Source organism: Rhizobium sp. 3T7, assembly GCF_020166565.1.
In the GTDB taxonomy this organism is placed as follows: Bacteria; Pseudomonadota; Alphaproteobacteria; order Rhizobiales; family Rhizobiaceae; genus Rhizobium.
Map to the genome: position 1 here is coordinate 54,753 of NZ_JAIQXS010000016.1, position 18,485 is coordinate 73,237.

General features: G+C 59.6%; 20 protein-coding genes. 16 read left to right on the forward strand and 4 right to left on the reverse strand.

All coding sequences use genetic code 11. The features are described from left to right. Positions 1-85 precede the first annotated feature (85 nt). On the forward strand, positions 86-349 hold the full coding sequence (locus tag K9B32_RS20550; protein WP_224565495.1) for a hypothetical protein: 264 nt from the start codon (positions 86-88) through the stop codon (positions 347-349). Positions 350-439: 90 nt separating this feature from the next. Here K9B32_RS20550 and lexA read toward each other — a convergent pair whose 3' ends face one another. Further along, on the reverse strand, positions 440-1,156 hold the full coding sequence (lexA, locus tag K9B32_RS20555; protein ID WP_007790400.1) for a transcriptional repressor LexA: 717 nt from the start codon (positions 1,154-1,156) through the stop codon (positions 440-442). A gap of 199 nt (positions 1,157-1,355) precedes the next feature. Between lexA and K9B32_RS20560 the strand changes: the two genes are divergently transcribed. Both K9B32_RS20560 and kdsA read left to right on the forward strand, forming a co-directional pair. Beyond that, a complete protein-coding gene (locus tag K9B32_RS20560; protein WP_224565497.1) occupies positions 1,356-2,240 on the forward strand; it encodes a VOC family protein in 885 nt (294 codons plus the stop codon). Beyond that, positions 2,237-3,082, forward strand: a complete 846-nt coding sequence (gene kdsA / locus K9B32_RS20565) for a 3-deoxy-8-phosphooctulonate synthase (RefSeq protein ID WP_224565499.1) — start codon at positions 2,237-2,239, stop codon at positions 3,080-3,082. Before K9B32_RS20560 ends, kdsA begins: the two co-directional genes overlap by 4 nt. A 22-nt stretch (positions 3,083-3,104) precedes the next feature. Here kdsA and K9B32_RS20570 read toward each other — a convergent pair whose 3' ends face one another. Further along, on the reverse strand, positions 3,105-4,949 hold the full coding sequence (locus K9B32_RS20570) for a methyl-accepting chemotaxis protein (RefSeq protein WP_224565501.1): 1,845 nt from the start codon (positions 4,947-4,949) through the stop codon (positions 3,105-3,107). 422 nt (positions 4,950-5,371) lie between these two features. On the opposite strand from K9B32_RS20570, the gene eno reads away from it, so the two are divergent. The 13 genes from eno to K9B32_RS20635 all read left to right on the forward strand — a co-directional run bounded on the left by eno (position 5,372) and on the right by K9B32_RS20635 (position 16,556). Next, the gene (gene eno, locus K9B32_RS20575; RefSeq protein ID WP_224565503.1) at positions 5,372-6,646 is read left to right on the forward strand and encodes a phosphopyruvate hydratase; all 1,275 of its coding nucleotides are present in this window, start codon (positions 5,372-5,374) and stop codon (positions 6,644-6,646) included. A gap of 140 nt (positions 6,647-6,786) precedes the next feature. Continuing rightward, positions 6,787-7,107: an FtsB family cell division protein gene (locus K9B32_RS20580; RefSeq protein WP_224565505.1), complete on the forward strand. Its 321-nt coding sequence runs from the start codon at positions 6,787-6,789 to the stop codon at positions 7,105-7,107. A gap of 146 nt (positions 7,108-7,253) precedes the next feature. Further along, the gene (gene pdhA / locus K9B32_RS20585; protein ID WP_018858807.1) at positions 7,254-8,300 is read left to right on the forward strand and encodes a pyruvate dehydrogenase (acetyl-transferring) E1 component subunit alpha; all 1,047 of its coding nucleotides are present in this window, start codon (positions 7,254-7,256) and stop codon (positions 8,298-8,300) included. 17 nt (positions 8,301-8,317) lie between these two features. Further along, positions 8,318-9,700 (forward strand): pyruvate dehydrogenase complex E1 component subunit beta, encoded by a 1,383-nt coding sequence (locus tag K9B32_RS20590; protein ID WP_224565507.1) that lies wholly within the window; start codon positions 8,318-8,320, stop codon positions 9,698-9,700. Between the two features lie 18 nt (positions 9,701-9,718). Beyond that, entirely contained in the window at positions 9,719-11,062 is a 1,344-nt protein-coding gene (locus K9B32_RS20595) for a pyruvate dehydrogenase complex dihydrolipoamide acetyltransferase (protein WP_224565509.1), read from the forward strand. A 19-nt stretch (positions 11,063-11,081) separates the two neighbouring features. Further along, positions 11,082-11,723, forward strand: a complete 642-nt coding sequence (locus tag K9B32_RS20600) for an SGNH/GDSL hydrolase family protein (RefSeq protein WP_224565511.1) — start codon at positions 11,082-11,084, stop codon at positions 11,721-11,723. A 2-nt stretch (positions 11,724-11,725) separates the two neighbouring features. Next, on the forward strand, positions 11,726-12,307 hold the full coding sequence (locus K9B32_RS20605) for a GNAT family N-acetyltransferase (RefSeq protein WP_224565513.1): 582 nt from the start codon (positions 11,726-11,728) through the stop codon (positions 12,305-12,307). A 15-nt stretch (positions 12,308-12,322) separates the two neighbouring features. Continuing rightward, positions 12,323-13,786, forward strand: a complete 1,464-nt coding sequence (gene lpdA / locus K9B32_RS20610; protein ID WP_224565515.1) for a dihydrolipoyl dehydrogenase — start codon at positions 12,323-12,325, stop codon at positions 13,784-13,786. A gap of 75 nt (positions 13,787-13,861) precedes the next feature. After that, the gene (locus tag K9B32_RS20615; RefSeq protein ID WP_007790427.1) at positions 13,862-14,116 is read left to right on the forward strand and encodes a GlsB/YeaQ/YmgE family stress response membrane protein; all 255 of its coding nucleotides are present in this window, start codon (positions 13,862-13,864) and stop codon (positions 14,114-14,116) included. A gap of 72 nt (positions 14,117-14,188) precedes the next feature. Continuing rightward, the gene (locus K9B32_RS20620; protein WP_037117818.1) at positions 14,189-14,437 is read left to right on the forward strand and encodes a GlsB/YeaQ/YmgE family stress response membrane protein; all 249 of its coding nucleotides are present in this window, start codon (positions 14,189-14,191) and stop codon (positions 14,435-14,437) included. A gap of 42 nt (positions 14,438-14,479) precedes the next feature. Next, on the forward strand, positions 14,480-15,451 hold the full coding sequence (lipA, locus tag K9B32_RS20625) for a lipoyl synthase (RefSeq protein WP_224565517.1): 972 nt from the start codon (positions 14,480-14,482) through the stop codon (positions 15,449-15,451). 79 nt (positions 15,452-15,530) lie between these two features. Next, positions 15,531-16,103, forward strand: coding sequence for an AAA family ATPase (locus tag K9B32_RS20630; RefSeq protein ID WP_224565519.1), 573 nt, complete (start codon positions 15,531-15,533; stop codon positions 16,101-16,103). A gap of 9 nt (positions 16,104-16,112) precedes the next feature. Next, positions 16,113-16,556 carry a type II toxin-antitoxin system RatA family toxin gene (locus K9B32_RS20635; protein ID WP_224565521.1) on the forward strand — a complete coding sequence of 148 codons (444 nt, stop codon included), beginning with the start codon at positions 16,113-16,115 and terminating at the stop codon, positions 16,554-16,556. On the opposite strand, the gene K9B32_RS20640 is transcribed toward K9B32_RS20635, so the two are convergent. Together K9B32_RS20640 and K9B32_RS20645 are read right to left on the reverse strand one after the other, a co-directional pair. Next, positions 16,547-17,047, reverse strand: a complete 501-nt coding sequence (locus K9B32_RS20640; RefSeq protein WP_224565523.1) for a CinA family protein — start codon at positions 17,045-17,047, stop codon at positions 16,547-16,549. The genes K9B32_RS20635 and K9B32_RS20640 overlap by 10 nt on opposite strands. Before the next feature lies 1 nt (position 17,048). Beyond that, a complete protein-coding gene (locus tag K9B32_RS20645; protein ID WP_224565525.1) occupies positions 17,049-18,260 on the reverse strand; it encodes a bifunctional 2-C-methyl-D-erythritol 4-phosphate cytidylyltransferase/2-C-methyl-D-erythritol 2,4-cyclodiphosphate synthase in 1,212 nt (403 codons plus the stop codon). Positions 18,261-18,485: the final 225 nt, after the last annotated feature.

Sequence of the window (18,485 nt, forward strand, 5' to 3'; positions counted from 1 at the left end):
CACTCGTTTCCTGGCCAGCGCGGCGTACGACCGACTCTCGGCTGCTCATCGTGGTTTCGACGGGTTGTGGCAACGGAGATGGAACATGGGCGGTTCTTCCTGTTCTCTCCGGTCTTCCTCGGGACTGGCGCGGTTCTCTGCCTGGTGCACCGCCACGCATGATAGCGGCTACGTCCTGACAATCGTCGAAAACCCTGTGTACTTCGGCGCTGCGTGCGACACCGCCGATATTGTCGCAACGCCTGCTCGCCTGACGGAATGCCGGTCGGGCGCACTGCTATTCACCGGCGAAACCTTGCGCCGCTCGGGCACCGCTGAGATACGGATAGATGTGGAGCACCCATCGTGACGGCCGCGTATACCACGCTTGATCACCCCTGGATGCGGCATCAGGCATACAACTGGCGAAGCGGTACGTTTGACGACGAGCTGCCCGCCGTTAGTGATAACGGCGAATGAGGCCGACCAGCTTGCCCTGAACCTTGACGCGGTCGGGTCCGAAAATGCGCGTTTCATAAGCCGGGTTCGCGGCCTCAAGCGCAATGGAGGCGCCCTTGCGGCGGAAACGTTTGAGGGTCGCTTCCTCGTCATCGACGAGTGCGACGACGATGTCGCCGGCATTTGCCGTGCTGGCGTTGCGGATGATCACCGTGTCGCCGTCGAAGATGCCGGCTTCGATCATCGAGTCGCCCTTCACCTCAAGCGCATAGTGCTCGCCCGGGCCAAGCATGTCGGCCGGAACTGTAATGTCGTGGGTATTGTTCTGGATTGCAGAAATCGGCACGCCGGCAGCTATCCGCCCCATCACCGGTACGGAAGCCGAGCTGTCGTTGTCGGCATGCGCAGCCGGCTTCGGAGGCGCAACCGGCTGCGGTTTGCCGAGGCTGCCTTCGATAACGCTCGGCGAAAAGCCGCGGCGGGGCTGCAGGCTCGGATTGTAAGCCTCCGGCAGCTTGATGACCTCCAATGCGCGGGCCCGATTAGGCAGTCGGCGAATGAAGCCCCGTTCTTCGAGCGCGGTAATCAGCCGGTGGATGCCTGACTTGGACGCGAGATCCAAGGCGTCCTTCATTTCGTCGAAAGACGGAGGGACACCGGATTCCTTCATTCGCTCGTGAATGAAGAGAAGAAGCTCCTGTTGCTTGCGCGTCAGCATCGAAGTTGAACCCCAGAGTCGTGAAACAAAGCCAGAACAGACACTATATGTTCCATATGTGTTCCGCAAGTACCTAAATGTTCATAAAACTTGCCTGCAACTTGCTCCGTTTTTGCGTCGCATTTGAGTGAAAGCGTAGAAGGGGGTTGCATTGTTGCCTTGCCCGGCGCACATCTTCGCAAATTCCGGAGAGTTTGCCATGAGCGAAGCACATCCGCTGGACCACATCGTGCTGCCGGTCTCCAATATCGGACTTGCGCGCGAGCGCTTGGGAAAGCTGGGATTCACCGTCGCGCCCGATGCCCGGCATCCTTTTGGAACCGAGAACGCCTGCATATTCTTCGCCGACGAAACATACCTGGAACCCTTGGGCGTCGCCAGCGCGGAGCTGCACGAGGCGTCGGCGAAGAAAGGCAATGTCTTCACTGCGCGTGACCGGGCTTTCCGATTTCGATGCGGGGATGATGGGTTCTCCGCGGTGGTCTTTGCGACCGCCGATGCTGATCGCGACCACGCCCGGTTCCTTGCCGAAAAGATCAATGGCGGCGAGATGCTGCAGTTCGAGCGGCCGATGAAGATGCCTGACGGCTCTCAGGTCACCGCTGCGTTCAAGCTCGCGTTCGCGGTCGATCTGCGGGCTCCGGATTTTTTCTTTTTTACGTGCCAACGCGTCAATCCGCTGCCGGCTGACCGTAGAGCGCTGCAAAAGCACGCAAATGGCGTGGGTGGGATCGCAGAGATTGTTCTTGGCGCGCCGGACCCAAAAGCATTTGCGCCATTTGTGCGTGCTGCGGCGCACGGCCTCCCGGTGACCAACGAGGCCTTTGGCGCGAGTGTGACAACTCCGAACGCCAGAGTGAGCGTTCTCTCCCCAGATGGATTGGATGCCTACTTCGATATTCCGGCACCTTCAAACGATCGCGGCCTGCGTGGCGTCGCCATTGTCTTCAAGGTCAGTGATCTCGCCGTGACAGAAGCGCATTTGGCTGCTAACGGGATGACTTACACGCGCAAGAACAATCGAATTCTGGTGAAGGCGGCGCCCGGTCAGGGCGCGCTCTTCGCCTTCGAGGAGAAACGATGAGCCAGACAAATTCCGAAGTCGTGATCGGCGAAGGCGCCGGCCGCGTCACCTTTTCGAATGCCGGCAAGCTGTCCCTGATTGCCGGGCCTTGCCAGATGGAGAGCCGCGACCATGCCTTCATGGTCGCCGGTGTATTGAAGGAACTCTGCGACAAACTTGGTCTCGGCCTCGTCTACAAGTCCTCGTTCGACAAGGCAAACCGCACCTCGCTGTCGGCGCAGCGCGGCGTAGGTCTTGAAAAGGCGCTGGAGGTCTTTTCGGACCTCAAGAAGGAATACGGCTTTCCGGTTCTGACCGACATCCACACCGAGGAGCAGTGCGCCGAGGTGGCGACGGTCGTCGACGTCCTGCAGATCCCGGCCTTCCTGAGCCGTCAAACCGATCTGTTAGTGGCAGCCGCGAAGACCGGCCGAGCCATTAACGTCAAGAAGGGACAGTTCCTGGCGCCTTGGGACATGAAGAACGTTCTCAACAAGCTGAACGCGACCGGAAACCCGAATATTCTGCTTTGCGAACGCGGCGCCTCGTTCGGCTACAACACACTGGTTTCCGACATGCGTTCGCTGCCAATCATGGCGGCGATGGGTGCTCCAGTCGTTTTCGATGCGACGCATTCGGTGCAGCAGCCGGGCGGGCAGGGCGGTTCGAGCGGCGGCCAGCGCGAATTCGTGGAGACGCTGGCACGGGCAGCCGTTGCGGTTGGCGTCGCCGGTGTCTTCGTAGAAACGCACGAAGATCCTGACAATGCGCCATCCGACGGGCCGAACATGGTGTATCTGAAGGATATGCCGCGGCTGCTCGAAAAGCTGCTGGCCTTCGACGGGATTGCAAAGGCCGCCTGAAACCGGCAGACGGTGTCGGCCGTCAACCGGCGAGCGCCATCCTTTTGTGGGAGGGATATCCCATGGTCACAGACTTTCCCGTTTCGTCGAGACAGAAACGGGACAGCAGGTGATTGAGGTGCACCGCCTCGTCGCCCAGCTCTCGGCAGGCGGCGCTGGTTTGCTCGACCATCGCCGCGTTCTGCTGCGTGACGCTGTCCATCGTGTTGATGGCGGCATTGACTTCCAGGAGCGCGGTGGTTTGTTCGGCGGAAGAACGCACGATCCCCTCGATCAGCGCCGTGACCTTGAGAATCTGCTGATCGATATTGCCGAGTGCTTCGCCTGTGCGGTTGACAAGGCCGACGCCTGCTGAAACCTGGCTGGAAGAGGTCTCGATCAACTGTTTGATTTCTTTCGCCAGATTGGCGGACCGACCGGCAAGGTCGCGCACTTCCTGTGCAACGACGGCAAAGCCCTTTCCGGCCTCACCTGCGCGGGCGGCCTCCACTCCGGCATTGAGTGCGAGGAGGTTGGTCTGGAAGGCGATTTCGTCGATGACGTTGATGATTTGGCCGATCTGTGCGGATGATGTCTCGATCTTCTCCATCGCGGCCACCGCCTCGTGCACGACGGTCGCCGAGTAGCTTGCGCTTTCCTTGGTCGCCGTCATCATCGCGTTGGCTTCGTTGGCCCGTTCCGATGAATTCTTGACGGTGACCGTGATCTGGTCGAGCGCCGAGGCTGCTTGCTCCAGTGAGGCGGCCTGATGTTCCGTTCGCCGGGCCAGATCATCCGTGCTCGACGCGATTTCGCTCGAGCCGGTCCTTACCGTATTCGTGACGGCTGAGATTTCTTTCATTGCGCCGGAAAGTGTACGGATGCTCGAGTTGAACTCCTCGCGCAGCTTCTCATAGGTCGCTTCGAAGGGCTCGCTGAGTTGGAAAGAGAGGTCGCCGCCGGAAAGGCGCTCCAGACCGCGGCTCAGACTGGTGATGACGCGCTCGCGGGCGGCTTCCTCGTCTGCCTTGGTGGCGGCGAGCGCCGCATCGCGCTGTGTCTGGACCTGGCGTTCGGCATCCTGGCGCTCACGGATATTGTTCCGTTCCTCGGCGGCGTCACGGAACACGGTGACGGCGCGCGCCATCTCGCCGATCTCGTCGGCGCGGCGGCTGAAGGGCACTTCCTTCGAATAATCGCCGGCGGCAAGGATCGCCATATAGTCGCGCATTGCTGAGAGTGGCACGATAGCGCGTCGACGGAAGACGTAAAGGCCGCCGAGCAACAGGCAAAACGAGACAGCGGCTGCCGCGAGCGTGATGGTGGAGAGGATGCGGGTTTGTTCGGCGGCATCCTTTTCGGCAGCAGCCAGGAAAGCGTTCGCCATATCCACGAGCTTGTTGACGGCTTCTTCATGAATATGGAAATTCGTTGAAAGCTTCTCGAAAGCCGCCGGGATGACGGCGTCGTCGTTCTTGAGAATGGCTGGGGCGAGTTCTTCTGCCATCACCTTCCAGAACACGTCGCCTTTGACGAGGACATCGCTCAGGAGTTTTTCCTTGAGGTCGGCGCTGAGTGCTGTTTCCGACCAATATTTGCGGCGATCCTCATAGGCGGGCTTCAGGACAGTCTGGATGCGCTCGATATTCTTCCGCGCGACTTCAGGACGCTGCACCGCCTCAAGTGCAAGCATGTAGGATTCAACGATATAGAGAGGTGGCGGCAGGATATCGGCAACGAGATCCTTTCCGTAGACGATCTGCCTATACATTTCGCCGTTCACCCGCAGCTTGTTGAAGGCGTAATTCTGAATGCCGATCGAAGTGATCAATCCTGCGGTGATGACGGCCGCGAAGATGGCAAGGCTGCGAGCAATATTGAGTTTCATCCGGCGCCCCGTGAATTCTAATAGCAAACAGGTGTTGTTTATTGAAATGGCTTGGAGTTTGGAGGGATTTACGATCCCTATAAACAGGCGGGCTTGAACCGCATAAGGAAGTGCATCATGCAATACTACTTGCCGGAGGACAGGCAGTATTTCCTCATCGAGTATTAATTGTAATATTAATTGGTTACTGATCGATAAATTTGCAACCACATTGAATGCGGTGACTTGTTTTCAAAACCTGAAGTTTCGAAACACTGGAGCAGGGCAGCGGAAGGATGCCGCGACGCGCCTCTTCAAAAGCCTGACATATTCGCGCGATAGGTCCGTGACGTGCCGTGTGTCGTCGGTGTGGCATTGTAATTTGCGTGCCTTCGATTAAACAGGCTTCGAACGATTTATCCACCCTCGAGCAGGAAGAGCCGATGACCGCAATTACCGACATTATCGCCCGCGAGATTCTCGACAGCCGTGGCAACCCGACCGTCGAAGTCGATGTCTATCTCGAAGATGGCAGCATGGGCCGCGCGGCGGTGCCGTCGGGCGCTTCGACCGGTGCTCACGAAGCCGTCGAAGTACGTGATGGCGGCAAGCGCTATCTCGGCAAGGGTGTTGAAAAGGCCGTCGAAGCCGCCAACACGGAAATCTTCGACGCGATCGGTGGCATCGACGCCGAAAACCAGATCCAGATTGACAATATCATGATCGAGCTGGACGGCACACCGAACAAGTCGCGTCTCGGTGCCAACGCTATCCTCGGCGTGTCGCTCGCCGTTGCCAAGGCGGCTGCTCAGGCTTCCGGCCTGCCGCTTTACCGCTATCTCGGCGGTGCGAGCGCCCATCTTCTGCCGGTTCCGATGATGAACATCATCAACGGTGGTGCGCATGCCGACAATCCGATCGACTTCCAGGAATTCATGATCCTGCCGGTCGGCGCCGATTCCATCCGCGAAGCCGTCCGCATGGGCTCGGAAGTCTTCCACGTCCTTAAGAAGGAATTGTCGGCTCAGGGTCACAACACCAACGTCGGCGACGAAGGTGGCTTCGCGCCGGGCTTGAAGAGCGCGCCTGAAGCCCTCGACTTCATCATGAAGTCCATCGAGAAAGCCGGCTACAAGCCGGGCGACGACATCAGCCTCGGCCTCGACTGCGCCTCGACGGAATTTTTCAAGGATGGCAAGTACGTTCTCGAAGGCGAAGGTCGCACGCTGGAATCGGGTGCCATGGCCGAATATCTTGCACAGCTCGCGGCCCAGTACCCTATCATCTCGATCGAAGACGGCATGGCCGAAGATGATTGGGACGGCTGGAAGGCTCTGACGGATCTGGCCGGAAAGAAGGTTCAGCTGGTCGGCGACGATCTCTTCGTCACCAACTCGGCCCGTCTTCGCGACGGTATCCGCATGGGTGTTGCCAACTCGATCCTCGTCAAGGTCAACCAGATCGGCTCGCTGACGGAAACCCTCGACGCCGTCAACACTGCTCACAAGGCTGCCTACACTGCGGTCATGTCGCACCGGTCGGGCGAAACCGAAGATTCGACGATTGCCGATCTGGCCGTTGCCACCAACTGCGGTCAGATCAAGACCGGTTCGCTATCGCGTTCGGATCGTCTTGCCAAGTACAACCAGCTGATCCGCATCGAAGAAGGCCTCGGCCCGCAGGCCCGCTATGCCGGCCGTTCAATCATCCGCGGCTAATCGCATCTGATTTCAACGACTTCGAACCCGCGTCCCAAAGGCGCGGGTTTTTTCTTGCTTGATTTTTCATAGTCAACGGACAGTTAATCTCTGCCCGGTAGTCTTGGACGCATCGAGGTAATGCGTTCGAGCGTGCGTTTATGTGGACAAAGCATCACAAAAAGAAAAAGATCGGTCGTTTCGTCGTTCCGGCGATGACGGTCGCGTTTCTCTCCTACTTCGGCTATCATTGCATCCACGGTGATTACGGTCTGCGGGCAACCGAGGGGTTCGAGCGCCAGCGGATAGCGCGCGAAAGGGAGTTGGCGGTTCTGAAGGGCAAGCGCGAGCATCTCGAAAAGCAGGTCGCGCTGCTGAGCGACGGTTCGATGGACAAGGATATGCTGGACGAGAAAGCGCGTCTTCAGCTGAATGTTTCTCGTGCCGACGAGATCGTCATATTCACTCACTATTCCAATTAACCGAAATTCAGTTAACCAAAATAAAGTCTTTTTTATCAGTAGCTTACTGATGAATACGAGCCATGCATTTATGGCATTGCTGCGGCGAAATTTCTTCCCTATGGTACGCGCCACCAAAGAACCGACAAACCCGTAGGGAGGGGTGAATGGCGCCGCGAAAAACCGCGACCGTTTCCAGCCGTAAAACTAGCGCAAAGCCGGCGAACAAGGCATCCAATGGTGGTCCTGTTGCTGATTTTACGCGCGATGAGGAGCTCAAGGCCTATCGCGAGATGCTATTGATCCGCCGCTTCGAGGAGAAGGCCGGACAGCTCTACGGCATGGGCTTCATTGGTGGTTTCTGTCACCTTTACATTGGCCAGGAAGCTGTGGTCGTCGGCATGCAGATGGCGCAGAAGGAAGGCGATCAGGTTATCACCGCCTATCGCGATCACGGCCATATGCTGGCAACCGGCATGAGCGCGCGTGGCGTCATGGCCGAGCTGACCGGGCGCCGTAGCGGTTATTCGCGCGGCAAGGGCGGCTCGATGCACATGTTCTCCAAGGAGAAGCATTTCTACGGGGGGCACGGCATCGTCGGTGCCCAGGTTTCGCTCGGAACGGGCCTTGCCTTCGCCAACCGGTATCGCGGGAATGACAGTGTCTCCGTCGCCTACTTCGGTGATGGTGCCGCCAATCAGGGCCAGGTCTACGAGAGCTTCAACATGGCCGCTCTCTGGAAGCTGCCGATTATATACATCGTCGAGAACAACCGCTATGCCATGGGAACCTCGACGGCGCGTGCTACCGCGCAGTCGAACTACTCCCTCCGTGGCTCCGGTTTCGGCATTCCCGGCATCCAGGTCGATGGCATGGATGTCCGCGCCGTCAAGGCTGCAGCTGACGAAGCCCTCGAGCATTGCCGCTCCGGCAAAGGCCCGATCATCCTCGAAATGTTGACCTACCGTTATCGCGGCCACTCGATGTCCGACCCGGCGAAGTACCGCACCAAGGAAGAAGTGCAGAAGATGCGCTCCGAGCAGGATCCGATCGAACAGGTGCGTGCGCGTCTGCTCGAAAAGGGCTGGGCCTCGGAAGACGATCTGAAGGCGATCGACAAGGACGTCCGCGATGTCGTTGCTGATAGTGCCGACTTCGCCCAGTCCGATCCGGAGCCGGATGCATCCGAGCTCTACACTGACATTCTGCTCTAATCGGGGAGGGACGACCCATGCCAATCGATATACTCATGCCCGCCCTCTCTCCGACGATGGAAGAAGGCACGCTTTCCAAGTGGCTCAAGCAGGAAGGCGACACCGTCAAGTCAGGTGACGTCATTGCCGAAATCGAAACCGACAAGGCGACGATGGAAGTCGAGGCCGTCGACGAAGGCGTCATCGGCAAGCTGCTGGTGCCGGCCGGTACCGAAAATGTGAAGGTTAACGCCAAGATCGCGGTCCTGCTGCAGGACGGCGAATTGGCCTCCGACATCTCCGGCGCACCCGCTGCGCAGCCCGCTCCGGCTGCCGCTGCCCTGCAGGCGGAAGAAAAGCCGGCGCCCGCCGCTGCTCCGGTACCAGCAGAACCGAAGGCTGCCGTGCCGAATGATCCCGAAATTCCGGCAGGCACCGAAATGGTCTCCATGACCGTGCGCGAAGCGCTTCGCGATGCCATGGCCGAAGAAATGCGCGCTGACGATAGCGTCTTCGTCATGGGCGAAGAGGTTGCCGAATACCAGGGCGCCTACAAGGTGACCCAGGGTCTTCTGCAGGAATTCGGCGCACGCCGCGTCATCGACACCCCGATCACCGAGCACGGCTTTGCTGGCGTCGGCGTCGGCGCTGCGATGGCCGGCCTCAAGCCGATCGTCGAGTTCATGACCTTCAACTTCGCTATGCAGGCGATCGACCAGATCATCAACTCCGCTGCCAAGACACTCTACATGTCGGGCGGCCAGATGGGCGCTCCGATCGTCTTCCGCGGCCCGAACGGCGCAGCAGCCCGCGTCGGCGCCCAGCATAGTCAGGATTACGCGTCCTGGTACAGCCAGATCCCGGGGCTCAAGGTCGTCATGCCCTATACGGCAGCCGACGCCAAGGGTCTGCTGAAGGCTGCGATCCGCGATCCGAACCCGGTCGTCTTCCTCGAAAACGAAATTCTCTACGGTCAGCACTTCGATGTGCCGAAGATGGACAATTTCGTTCTGCCGATCGGCAAGGCCCGCATCCATCGTCCCGGCAAGGACGTGACGATCGTCTCTTTCGGTATCGGCATGACCTATGCGGTCAAGGCTGTCGCGGAACTCGAAAAGATCGGTATCGATGCCGAACTGATTGATCTGCGCACGCTGCGTCCGATGGATCTTCCTGCTGTCATCGAATCGGTCAAGAAGACGGGCCGTCTCGTTACCGTCGAGGAAGGCTATCCGCAGAATTCCGTCGGTACCGAAATCGCCACTCGCGTCATGCAGCAGGCCTTCGATTATCTCGATGCGCCGGTTCTTACGATCGCCGGCAAGGACGTTCCGATGCCTTATGCTGCCAACCTCGAGAAGCTCGCGCTTCCGAGCGTCGCCGAAGTCGTCGATGCCGTGAAGGCTGTTTGCTACAAGTAACAAGGGGAGGGTATTTCGATGCCTATCAACATCACGATGCCTGCCCTCTCTCCGACGATGGAAGAAGGAAATCTGGCCAAGTGGCTCGTCAAGGAAGGCGACACGGTCAAGTCAGGCGACATCATTGCAGAAATCGAGACCGACAAGGCGACGATGGAAGTCGAAGCCGTCGATGAGGGCACGGTTGCGAAGATCGTCGTTCCTGCCGGCACTGAAGGCGTAAAGGTCAATGCCTTGATCGCCGTGCTCGCCGCGGAAGGCGAAGACCTTTCCGTTGCCGCTAGCGGAGCAGCCTCTGCTCCGGCTCCAAAGGCCGCGGCTGTGGAAGCCCCGAAGCCGGAAGTCGCACCTGCCGCCCCCGCGCCGGCGGCTGCTTCGACACAGGCAGCTGCACCCGCGGCCGTTTCCGCAAGTGGCAACCGCACCTTCTCCTCGCCGCTCGCGCGTCGTCTGGCGAAGGAAGCCGGTATCGATTTGTCCGCCATTTCCGGCTCCGGCCCGCACGGTCGTGTCGTCAAGAGCGACGTGGAAGCTTTTGTCACAGGTGGTGGCGCCAAGGCGGCTCCGGCTGCCGCAGCTGCACCGCAGGCTGCCGCACCGGCGCCGGCCGCAGCACCGAAGGGCGCGTCCGACGAAACCGTTCTCAAGCTGTTTGAACCAGGCTCTTACGAGCTCGTGCCGCATGACGGCATGCGCAAGGTCATCGCCAAGCGCCTCGTCGAATCCAAGCAGACCGTTCCGCATTTCTACGTCACCGTCGATTGCGAACTCGATGCGCTGCTGGCGCTGCGCGCCCAGCTGAACGACGCGGCTCCCCGCAAGGATGGCGGCGCTGCCTACAAGCTCTCCGTCAACGACATGGTCATCAAGGCCATGGCACTGGCGCTGCGCGATGTTCCGGATGCCAACGTCTCCTGGACTGAAGCCAACATGGTCAAGCACAAGCACGCCGATGTCGGCGTTGCTGTCTCGATCCCAGGCGGCCTGATCACCCCGATTATCCGCAAGGCCGAGGAAAAGACCCTTTCGGTCATCTCCAACGAGATGCGTGACCTAGGCAAGCGCGCCAAGGATCGCAAGCTGAAGCCTGAAGAATATCAGGGCGGTACGACGTCGGTCTCGAACATGGGCATGATGGGCGTGAAGAATTTCGCGGCCGTCATCAACCCGCCGCATGCAACGATCCTAGCGGTCGGCGCAGGCGAGCAGCGTGTGATCGTACGCAAGGGCGAAATGGTCATCGCGACCGTGATGAGCGTCACGCTCTCGACCGACCATCGCTGTGTCGACGGCGCGCTCGGTGCGGAGCTGCTGCAGGCGTTCAAGGGCTACATCGAGAATCCGATGGGCATGCTCGTTTGAGACCGGAGCGGAGGCGGACATGACGAAGACCGTTCTTTGCTATGGTGACTCGCTGACCTGGGGCTATGACGCCGATACCATCGGACGTCATGCCTACAAGGATCGTTGGCCAAGCACGCTTCAGGCGGCACTCGGCAACGAGGTCCGGGTCATCGCTGAAGGATTGAACGGGCGGACCACCGCCTTCGACGATCATCTCGCTGACTGCGACCGGAATGGCGCACGCATCCTGCCGACGATCCTGCAGAGCCATGCGCCGCTTGATCTCGTCATTTTGCTGCTCGGCACCAACGACATGAAGCCTGTCGTGGCAGGGTCGGCCTTTGCCGCCTGCCAGGGCATTGCCCGACTGGTGCGGTTGATCCGCAATCATGCGTGGCCCTTCGAATTCGATGGACCTGACATTCTGATCGTCGCGCCGCCGAAGGTCCGCGAGACAGCGAACGTGCCGTTTGCGGCGTCGTTCGTTGGCGGCATCGAGGAGTCGGCGAAGCTTCCCACCCTCTATCGCGATCTCGCGGACGAGCTCGACTGCGGCTTCTTCGACGGCAATTCTGTAGCGAAGACGACCCCGGTCGATGGCATTCACCTCGATGCGGAGAATACCCGCGCTCTCGGGCGCGGCATGGAATCGACTGTGCGGATGATGCTGGGGCTTTGAGCATGGGATCCTTCGTTTCGCTTCGTGCCGCCACGCGGGAGGATGCGACGGAGTTGGTTTTACTCACGGATATCGCTTCGCATGGTTTCGCCTCCTGGCTCTGGCTGGCGGAGCTTGGAAACGGCGGCGGTGATACGCCGATGGAGCGTGGACGGCAGAAACTGCGGGGCGACCAGGGGCAAGGCAACTGGGGTGACGCAGTAATTGCCGAGGCCTACGGCGAGATCGCGGGAGCCGCAATCGGCTACGGGTTGGGTGAAGGCATACGCAATATGCAGGCGGATCGTCCGGCGCTGAAGCCGGTTATTGATCTGCAGCAGATGGTGATTGGAAGCTGGTTTATCGGAAACCTCGGTGTCTATAGCCATTTGCGCGGCATCGGGATCGGTCGAAGGCTTCTGGAGGATCAGATCGAGCGAGCGGAAACCGCGCCGGTCAGTCTGATCACCGCAAGTTATAACGAGGCGGCTCTGTCGCTTTACAGGAACAATGGATTTTCGGAGGCGGCGCGCGCGGATGCCGTGGCCTTCTTCGAAAACGGCAGGAAACACGAGTGGGTGCTTCTCACCCGCGACGCCCGATAGCAAAGGCAGGAAAACATGGCTGAGAATTACGACGTCATCATTATCGGCTCCGGACCCGGGGGCTATGTCGCCGCTGTGCGCGCCAGCCAGTTGGGCCTCAAGACCGCGATCGTGGAACGCGAGCATCTGGGCGGCATCTGCCTGAACTGGGGCTGCATCCCCACCAAGGCTCTGCTTCGTTCGGCTGAAATTCTCGACCACTCCAACCACCTGAAGGACTATGGTCTCGTGCTGGAAGGCAAGGTCAGCGCCGACGTGAAGGCAGTCGTTGCCCGCTCGCGCGGCGTCTCCGCGCGCCTGAACGGCGGTGTCGGCTTCCTGATGAAGAAGAACAAGGTCGATGTGATCTGGGGCGAAGCCAAGATCACCAAGGCTTCGACTGGAGCTCAGCCGGGCGAAGTCGTCGTCGGCAAGTCGTCCAAGCCGGTGGTCGAGCCGCAGCACCCCGTGCCGAAGGGCGTCAAGGGCGAGGGCACCTACACCGCCAAGCACATCATCGTTGCGACCGGCGCCCGTCCGCGCGCTCTGCCGGGTATCGAGCCTGATGGCAAGCTGATCTGGACCTATTTCGAAGCGCTGAAGCCGGATGTGCTGCCGAAGTCGCTGATCGTGATGGGCTCGGGCGCCATCGGCATCGAATTCGCGAGCTTCTACCGCTCCATGGGCGTCGACGTCACTGTTGTCGAAGTCATGCCGACCATCATGCCGGTCGAGGATGCGGAAGTTACTGCGATCGCTCGCAAGCAATTGGAAAAGCGCGGCCTGAAAATCTTCACGAGCGCCAAGGTCGCCAAGGTCGAAAAGTCCGCCAACAGCATCACGGCGCATGTCGAGACATCGGATGGTAAGATCCAGCAGATCACCGCGGATCGGATGATCTCGGCTGTCGGCGTGCAAGGCAACATCGAAGACCTTGGGCTGGAGGCTGTCGGCGTCAAGACGGACCGCGGTTGCATCGTCATCGACGGCCATGGCAAGACCAACGTATCAGGCATTTACGCGATTGGTGACGTCGCCGGCCCGCCGATGCTCGCTCACAAGGCCGAGCACGAAGGCGTCGTCTGCGTCGAGAAGATTGCCGGTCTTCCGAACGTGCATCCGACGGACAAGGGCAAGGTCCCGGGCTGCACCTACTGCAATCCGCAGGTCGCCTCCGTCGGCCTGACCGAGGCGAAGGCCAAGGAGCTGGGCCGCGACATCCGCGTCGGCCGCTTCTCATTTGCGGCGAACGGCAAGGCGATCGCGCTTGGCGAAGACCAAGGCCTCTGCAAGGTGATTTTTGACAAGAAGACCGGCGAACTGCTTGGCGCGCACATGGTCGGTGCCGAAGTCACCGAGCTTATCCAGGGCTTCGTCGTCGCGATGAACCTCGAGACGACCGAGGAAGAACTGATGCATACGATCTTCCCGCATCCAACTGTTTCCGAAACCATGAAGGAAGCGGTTCTTGATGCCTACGGTCGGGTGCTGAACGCTTGATAATTTCCCTCGCTGCACTCTAGCCCGCGTGGGTTAGAGCCATCTCAGGGGTGGAAAAAACGAAAGGAAATCATCATGTCTATGGGTACGCAAGCACTGCTCATCTTTCTCTTGATCGGCCTAGTGGCGGGGTTTCTCGCAAGCCTAGTCGTCGGTGGAGGCGGATTGATACGGTGCCTGCTGAGCGGCATCATCGGTGCGTTCGTCGGAGGCTTTCTCTTCAACGCGCTTGGAATATCGCTTGGCATCGACAATGCGTTGGTGGTGCAGATCATTCACGCAACGGTTGGAGCCATCATTGTGGTTCTGATTGCAAGGGCGATAGCATAGCGCGTCGCGAAGAACGCGAAGCGGTTCGGATAAGATGCGGTTGAACATGGGACTATAACGGGCGAGGGCAGGATGGAAGGCGTAGGCTGGATCGCGGCGATCATCATCGGCGGTTTTGCGGGTTGGCTCGCAGGCAAGCTGATGGAGGCGCGCTACGGGATATTGCTCAACATCGTGCTCGGCATCGTCGGCTCAGTCGTCGCTACCGCGATTCTGGCGCAATTTCATATAGAGGTGGCCGGCGGCAGGCTCGGCTATTTCGTCACGGGTTTTCTTGGTGCCTGCTTGCTGATATTCGTCGCGCGGCTCGTCCGCCGATAGATAGGGCTTTTGCCGCATGGAGCGGCGGAGATTTGAACTGCCATGGTAACCATTCTCGACACGATCAATCCTGACGCCAAGCGTGTGCGGCATCCGGAAAAGGCGCATCGCCCGGACACGGAAGTCATGCGCAAGCCGGATTGGATCCGCGTCAAGGCGCCGACCTCGAAGGGATACGCGGAGACACGCTCGATCGTGAAGGAGCACAAGCTCGTCACTGTTTGTGAAGAAGCCGGCTGCCCCAACATCGGCGAATGCTGGGACAAGAAGCACGCGACGTTCATGATCATGGGCGAGATCTGTACCCGCGCCTGCGCTTTCTGCAACGTCGCGACAGGCAAGCCGAATGCGCTCGACATGGCCGAGCCGGAGAATGTCGCCAAGGCAGTGAAGGAGATGGGCCTCAGCCACGTCGTCATCACCTCCGTGGACCGCGATGATCTGGAGGATGGTGGCGCTGAGCACTTCGAGAAGGTGATCTGGGCGATCCGTGCGGCGTCGCCGACGACCACCATCGAAATCCTGACGCCTGACTTCCTGAAGAAGCCCGGTGCCCTAGAGCGCGTCGTCGCCGCCAAGCCCGACGTATTCAACCACAACATGGAAACGGTCGCCGGAAATTACCTGACCGTTCGTCCGGGTGCTCGCTACTTCCACTCCATCCGTCTGTTGCAGCGCGTGAAGGAACTCGACCCCACCATGTTCACCAAATCGGGCATCATGGTCGGCCTCGGCGAAGAACGAAACGAAGTGCTGCAGCTGATGGACGACCTGCGGACCGCAGACGTCGACTTCCTGACCATCGGCCAGTACCTGCAGCCAACCCGCAAGCACCATGCGGTCATGAGCTTCGTCACCCCGGACGAATTCAAATCCTACGAGACGGTCGCCTACACCAAGGGCTTCCTGATGGTGGCTTCGAGCCCGCTGACGCGCTCGTCACACCATGCCGGCGACGATTTTGCCCGCCTGAAGGCCGCACGCGAGAAGAAGCTGCTGATCGCAGCGGAATAATCAACGAGCGCTTGCATTTTTTTAAGGCCGCGGCAATCTTCCCGCGGCTTTCTGTTTGCAGTCAAGCGAGGCAATGAAGATGCCGGCTTATATCGACGACATGCGCAAAGCCGCCGGACTGCTGCGGCTGTCCGAGCGCATTATGGTCATCGGCTGCTCTGGCGGCGGCAAGAGCACCTTGTCGCGAAAACTCAGCGGCAGGCTCGATCTTCCTTATTTCTCGATGGATAGAGAGTTCTTCTGGTTGCCGGGCTGGGTCAAGCGCTCCAAGGACGAAGAGCGCCGTTTGATCACCAACGTTGTCGGCAGCCAACGTTGGCTCATGGACGGAACTGGCCCATCGACCTTCGATATTCGCGTCCCGCGCACGCAACTGGTCATCTGGGTACGCATGTCGCGCTGGCTTTGCCTGTGGGGCATCTGCAAACGCGCGTTCTTTCATTTCGGCAGGACACGGCCGGACATGGCACCCGGATGCCTGGAGCGAGTGCCGGACCGGGAGTTCCTGACCTACATCTGGACGTTCGAGAAGCAGTTCACGCCCCTGGTGATTGCTGCACTCGACAAGCATGGCCCGAATGTCCCGGTTTTCCAGCTGAAAACCCGGCGGGAGGTGAACCACCTTCTTGATCTTCTTGGCGCTCCTACTTAACTGCCGATCATGCCTCAGTTCGAAACGCACCACTCCGTCCCGCATTCCGCCGATCAGATGTTCGACCTCGTCGCTGATGTCGAGCACTACCCACAATTCCTGCCGCTCTGCGAGGCCTTGAGCATTCGCAGCCGCAAGGAGCGTGACGGCAAGGTTCTGCTGATCGCTGATATGACGGTCGGTTACAAGGCGATCCGCGAAACCTTCACGACACAGGTACTATTGAACCGGGCCGAACGCCTCATCGAGGTCAAGTATATCGATGGGCCGTTTCGCTATCTCGACAATCGCTGGCGCTTCGAAGAAACGGCGACGGGCAGCAACATCCACTTCTTCATCGACTATGAGTTCAGGAGCCGCATCCTTGGGGCAGTCATGGGTTCGATGTTCGATCGCGCCTTCCGCATGTTCTCGGAAGCCTTCGAAACGCGGGCGACAAAGATTTACGGCTGAGCCAATTCCAGGATCATGCCGAGCGCGGTCCTGACCGTCTCGATGCGCACCTGGTCGCGGCCGATATCGCCATAGAGCATCTTCCGATGAATAAGCCCGCCTTTGCGCGATTTGGCCGCCAGGTGGACGAGGCCGACGGGTTTTTCCGCTGACCCGCCGCCGGGGCCGGCGATGCCCGTCACGGCAACAGCGACAGCAGCGCGGGAGCGGAAGAGGGCGCCATGCACCATCTGCCGTGCCGTCTCCTCCGAGACTGCGCCAAAGCGGGTCAGCGTTTCCTCCTGCACGCCAAGCATCTCTATCTTGGCGGCATTTGTATAGGTGACGAAACCTCTGTCCACGACTGAAGAAGACCCTGAGATCTCCGTCAGTACGCCGGCAATCAACCCGCCGGTGCAAGATTCTGCCGTCGAGATCGTCAGCCCCGCGGCAGTGAAGTCTCGAACGATGGATTCGGCTTGCGCGACAATGTCAGCCGGGAAGATGCTCATCTCATCTTTCCCTGTAGACGACAGTTGCTGTAGCTATCGCGGCGATGCCCTCGCGACGACCAACAAAGCCGATTTTTTCGTTCGTCGTCGCCTTCACCGAGCAGCGGTCAATGGTGATGCCGAGAAATTCGGACAGCTTGGCGCGCATCTCCTCGCGATGCGGCCCGACTTTGGGCGCTTCGGCGATCAACGACACGTCGGCGTTCATGATCGTGCCGCCGCGCTCGCGCACGATCTTTGCCGCATGTTCGATGAAGATGCGTGAAGGCGCACCCTTCCATTGCGGATCCGATGGCGGAAAATGGTCGCCGATGTCGCCGGCGCCACAGGTCGCAAGCAGTGCATCCGTCAGGGCGTGCAGCGCGACGTCTGCATCAGAGTGGCCCTTGAGTTTCTGGTCATGGGGAATGAAGACGCCGCAAAGTGTTACGCCGTCGCCGGGCTCGAGCTGGTGAACATCGTAACCGTTGCCCGTACGCACATCGGGGAGTGTCTGTCCTGAAAGAATGCTGTTTGCCATTGCGATGTCCCGTTTGACCGTCAGTTTCACATTGTCCGCCAGGCCCTCGACGATCCGTACCCGTAGACCGGCCCATTCGGCAATGGCCGCGTCATCGGTAAAGTCCGTCAGGTTTGCGGCGGCTGCTTTCTCGTGGGCAGTCAAGATCGGTTCGAAAGCAAACGATTGCGGCGTTTGCGCTGCATAGAGCTGTGCGCGGGAAACTGTATCGAGAACCGTTCCGTCGGGATTCGCTCGTTTCAACGTATCAGCAACGGCCATAGCCGGCAGAACTGCCGGCACGCCCTCCGAGAGGACGGCAGCGATGCGATCGAGAAGGGTGTGGTCGAAGAAGGGGCGTACGGCGTCGTGGATCAGAACATGCGAGAGGTTCTTGCCGCGCAAATGGCGCAGCCCCGCTAGAACGGATTGCTGGCGCGTCGAGCCGCCGTGGACCGCATCGACCGGCGTGCCCGAATGGACCTGACTGCTGGCATTGGCAAACAGGGCCTCGTCGTCGGGGTGGATGACCACGACGATGTGGCGAGCAAGCTCCCAACTGGCGAACTTCTGCAATGTATGAGTGATCACCGGCTTGCCGCCAATCGCCCGATATTGCTTGGGACCTTCCTCGGATGCGCCCGCGCGTTCGCCACGCCCGGCCGCCACGACGACAATACCTATTGCTGGTTGCTTTTGATGCATTTGCGGCATAAATCCTCAAAACGCGATACTGCACCGGTGCTTAGCGGCTTGGCGCATCGAATTCCAGCATTTGCCCGAAAAATGTCAATTCGCGCACTGCCCTCTTGGCAAGCCATTTAAATCTGTCTAAAAATAGTGCACGCATTATGCGTGCCTGAAAGATAATCACTTGTTGGACTTTGACCTCGCATCACCTTTGCGGATCGGACCTGTGGAAGTCAGGAACCGTGTCGT

Coding starts and splice junctions, on each gene's coding strand:
- K9B32_RS20550 (WP_224565495.1), top strand. CDS start 86: ATGGGCGGTTCTTCCTGTTCTCTCCGGTCTTCCTCGGGACTGGCGCGG.
- lexA (WP_007790400.1), bottom strand. CDS start 1,156: ATGCTGACGCGCAAGCAACAGGAGCTTCTTCTCTTCATTCACGAGCGA.
- K9B32_RS20560 (WP_224565497.1), top strand. CDS start 1,356: ATGAGCGAAGCACATCCGCTGGACCACATCGTGCTGCCGGTCTCCAAT.
- kdsA (WP_224565499.1), top strand. CDS start 2,237: ATGAGCCAGACAAATTCCGAAGTCGTGATCGGCGAAGGCGCCGGCCGC.
- K9B32_RS20570 (WP_224565501.1), bottom strand. CDS start 4,949: ATGAAACTCAATATTGCTCGCAGCCTTGCCATCTTCGCGGCCGTCATC.
- eno (WP_224565503.1), top strand. CDS start 5,372: ATGACCGCAATTACCGACATTATCGCCCGCGAGATTCTCGACAGCCGT.
- K9B32_RS20580 (WP_224565505.1), top strand. CDS start 6,787: ATGTGGACAAAGCATCACAAAAAGAAAAAGATCGGTCGTTTCGTCGTT.
- pdhA (WP_018858807.1), top strand. CDS start 7,254: ATGGCGCCGCGAAAAACCGCGACCGTTTCCAGCCGTAAAACTAGCGCA.
- K9B32_RS20590 (WP_224565507.1), top strand. CDS start 8,318: ATGCCAATCGATATACTCATGCCCGCCCTCTCTCCGACGATGGAAGAA.
- K9B32_RS20595 (WP_224565509.1), top strand. CDS start 9,719: ATGCCTATCAACATCACGATGCCTGCCCTCTCTCCGACGATGGAAGAA.
- K9B32_RS20600 (WP_224565511.1), top strand. CDS start 11,082: ATGACGAAGACCGTTCTTTGCTATGGTGACTCGCTGACCTGGGGCTAT.
- K9B32_RS20605 (WP_224565513.1), top strand. CDS start 11,726: ATGGGATCCTTCGTTTCGCTTCGTGCCGCCACGCGGGAGGATGCGACG.
- lpdA (WP_224565515.1), top strand. CDS start 12,323: ATGGCTGAGAATTACGACGTCATCATTATCGGCTCCGGACCCGGGGGC.
- K9B32_RS20615 (WP_007790427.1), top strand. CDS start 13,862: ATGTCTATGGGTACGCAAGCACTGCTCATCTTTCTCTTGATCGGCCTA.
- K9B32_RS20620 (WP_037117818.1), top strand. CDS start 14,189: ATGGAAGGCGTAGGCTGGATCGCGGCGATCATCATCGGCGGTTTTGCG.
- lipA (WP_224565517.1), top strand. CDS start 14,480: ATGGTAACCATTCTCGACACGATCAATCCTGACGCCAAGCGTGTGCGG.
- K9B32_RS20630 (WP_224565519.1), top strand. CDS start 15,531: ATGCCGGCTTATATCGACGACATGCGCAAAGCCGCCGGACTGCTGCGG.
- K9B32_RS20635 (WP_224565521.1), top strand. CDS start 16,113: ATGCCTCAGTTCGAAACGCACCACTCCGTCCCGCATTCCGCCGATCAG.
- K9B32_RS20640 (WP_224565523.1), bottom strand. CDS start 17,047: ATGAGCATCTTCCCGGCTGACATTGTCGCGCAAGCCGAATCCATCGTT.
- K9B32_RS20645 (WP_224565525.1), bottom strand. CDS start 18,260: ATGCCGCAAATGCATCAAAAGCAACCAGCAATAGGTATTGTCGTCGTG.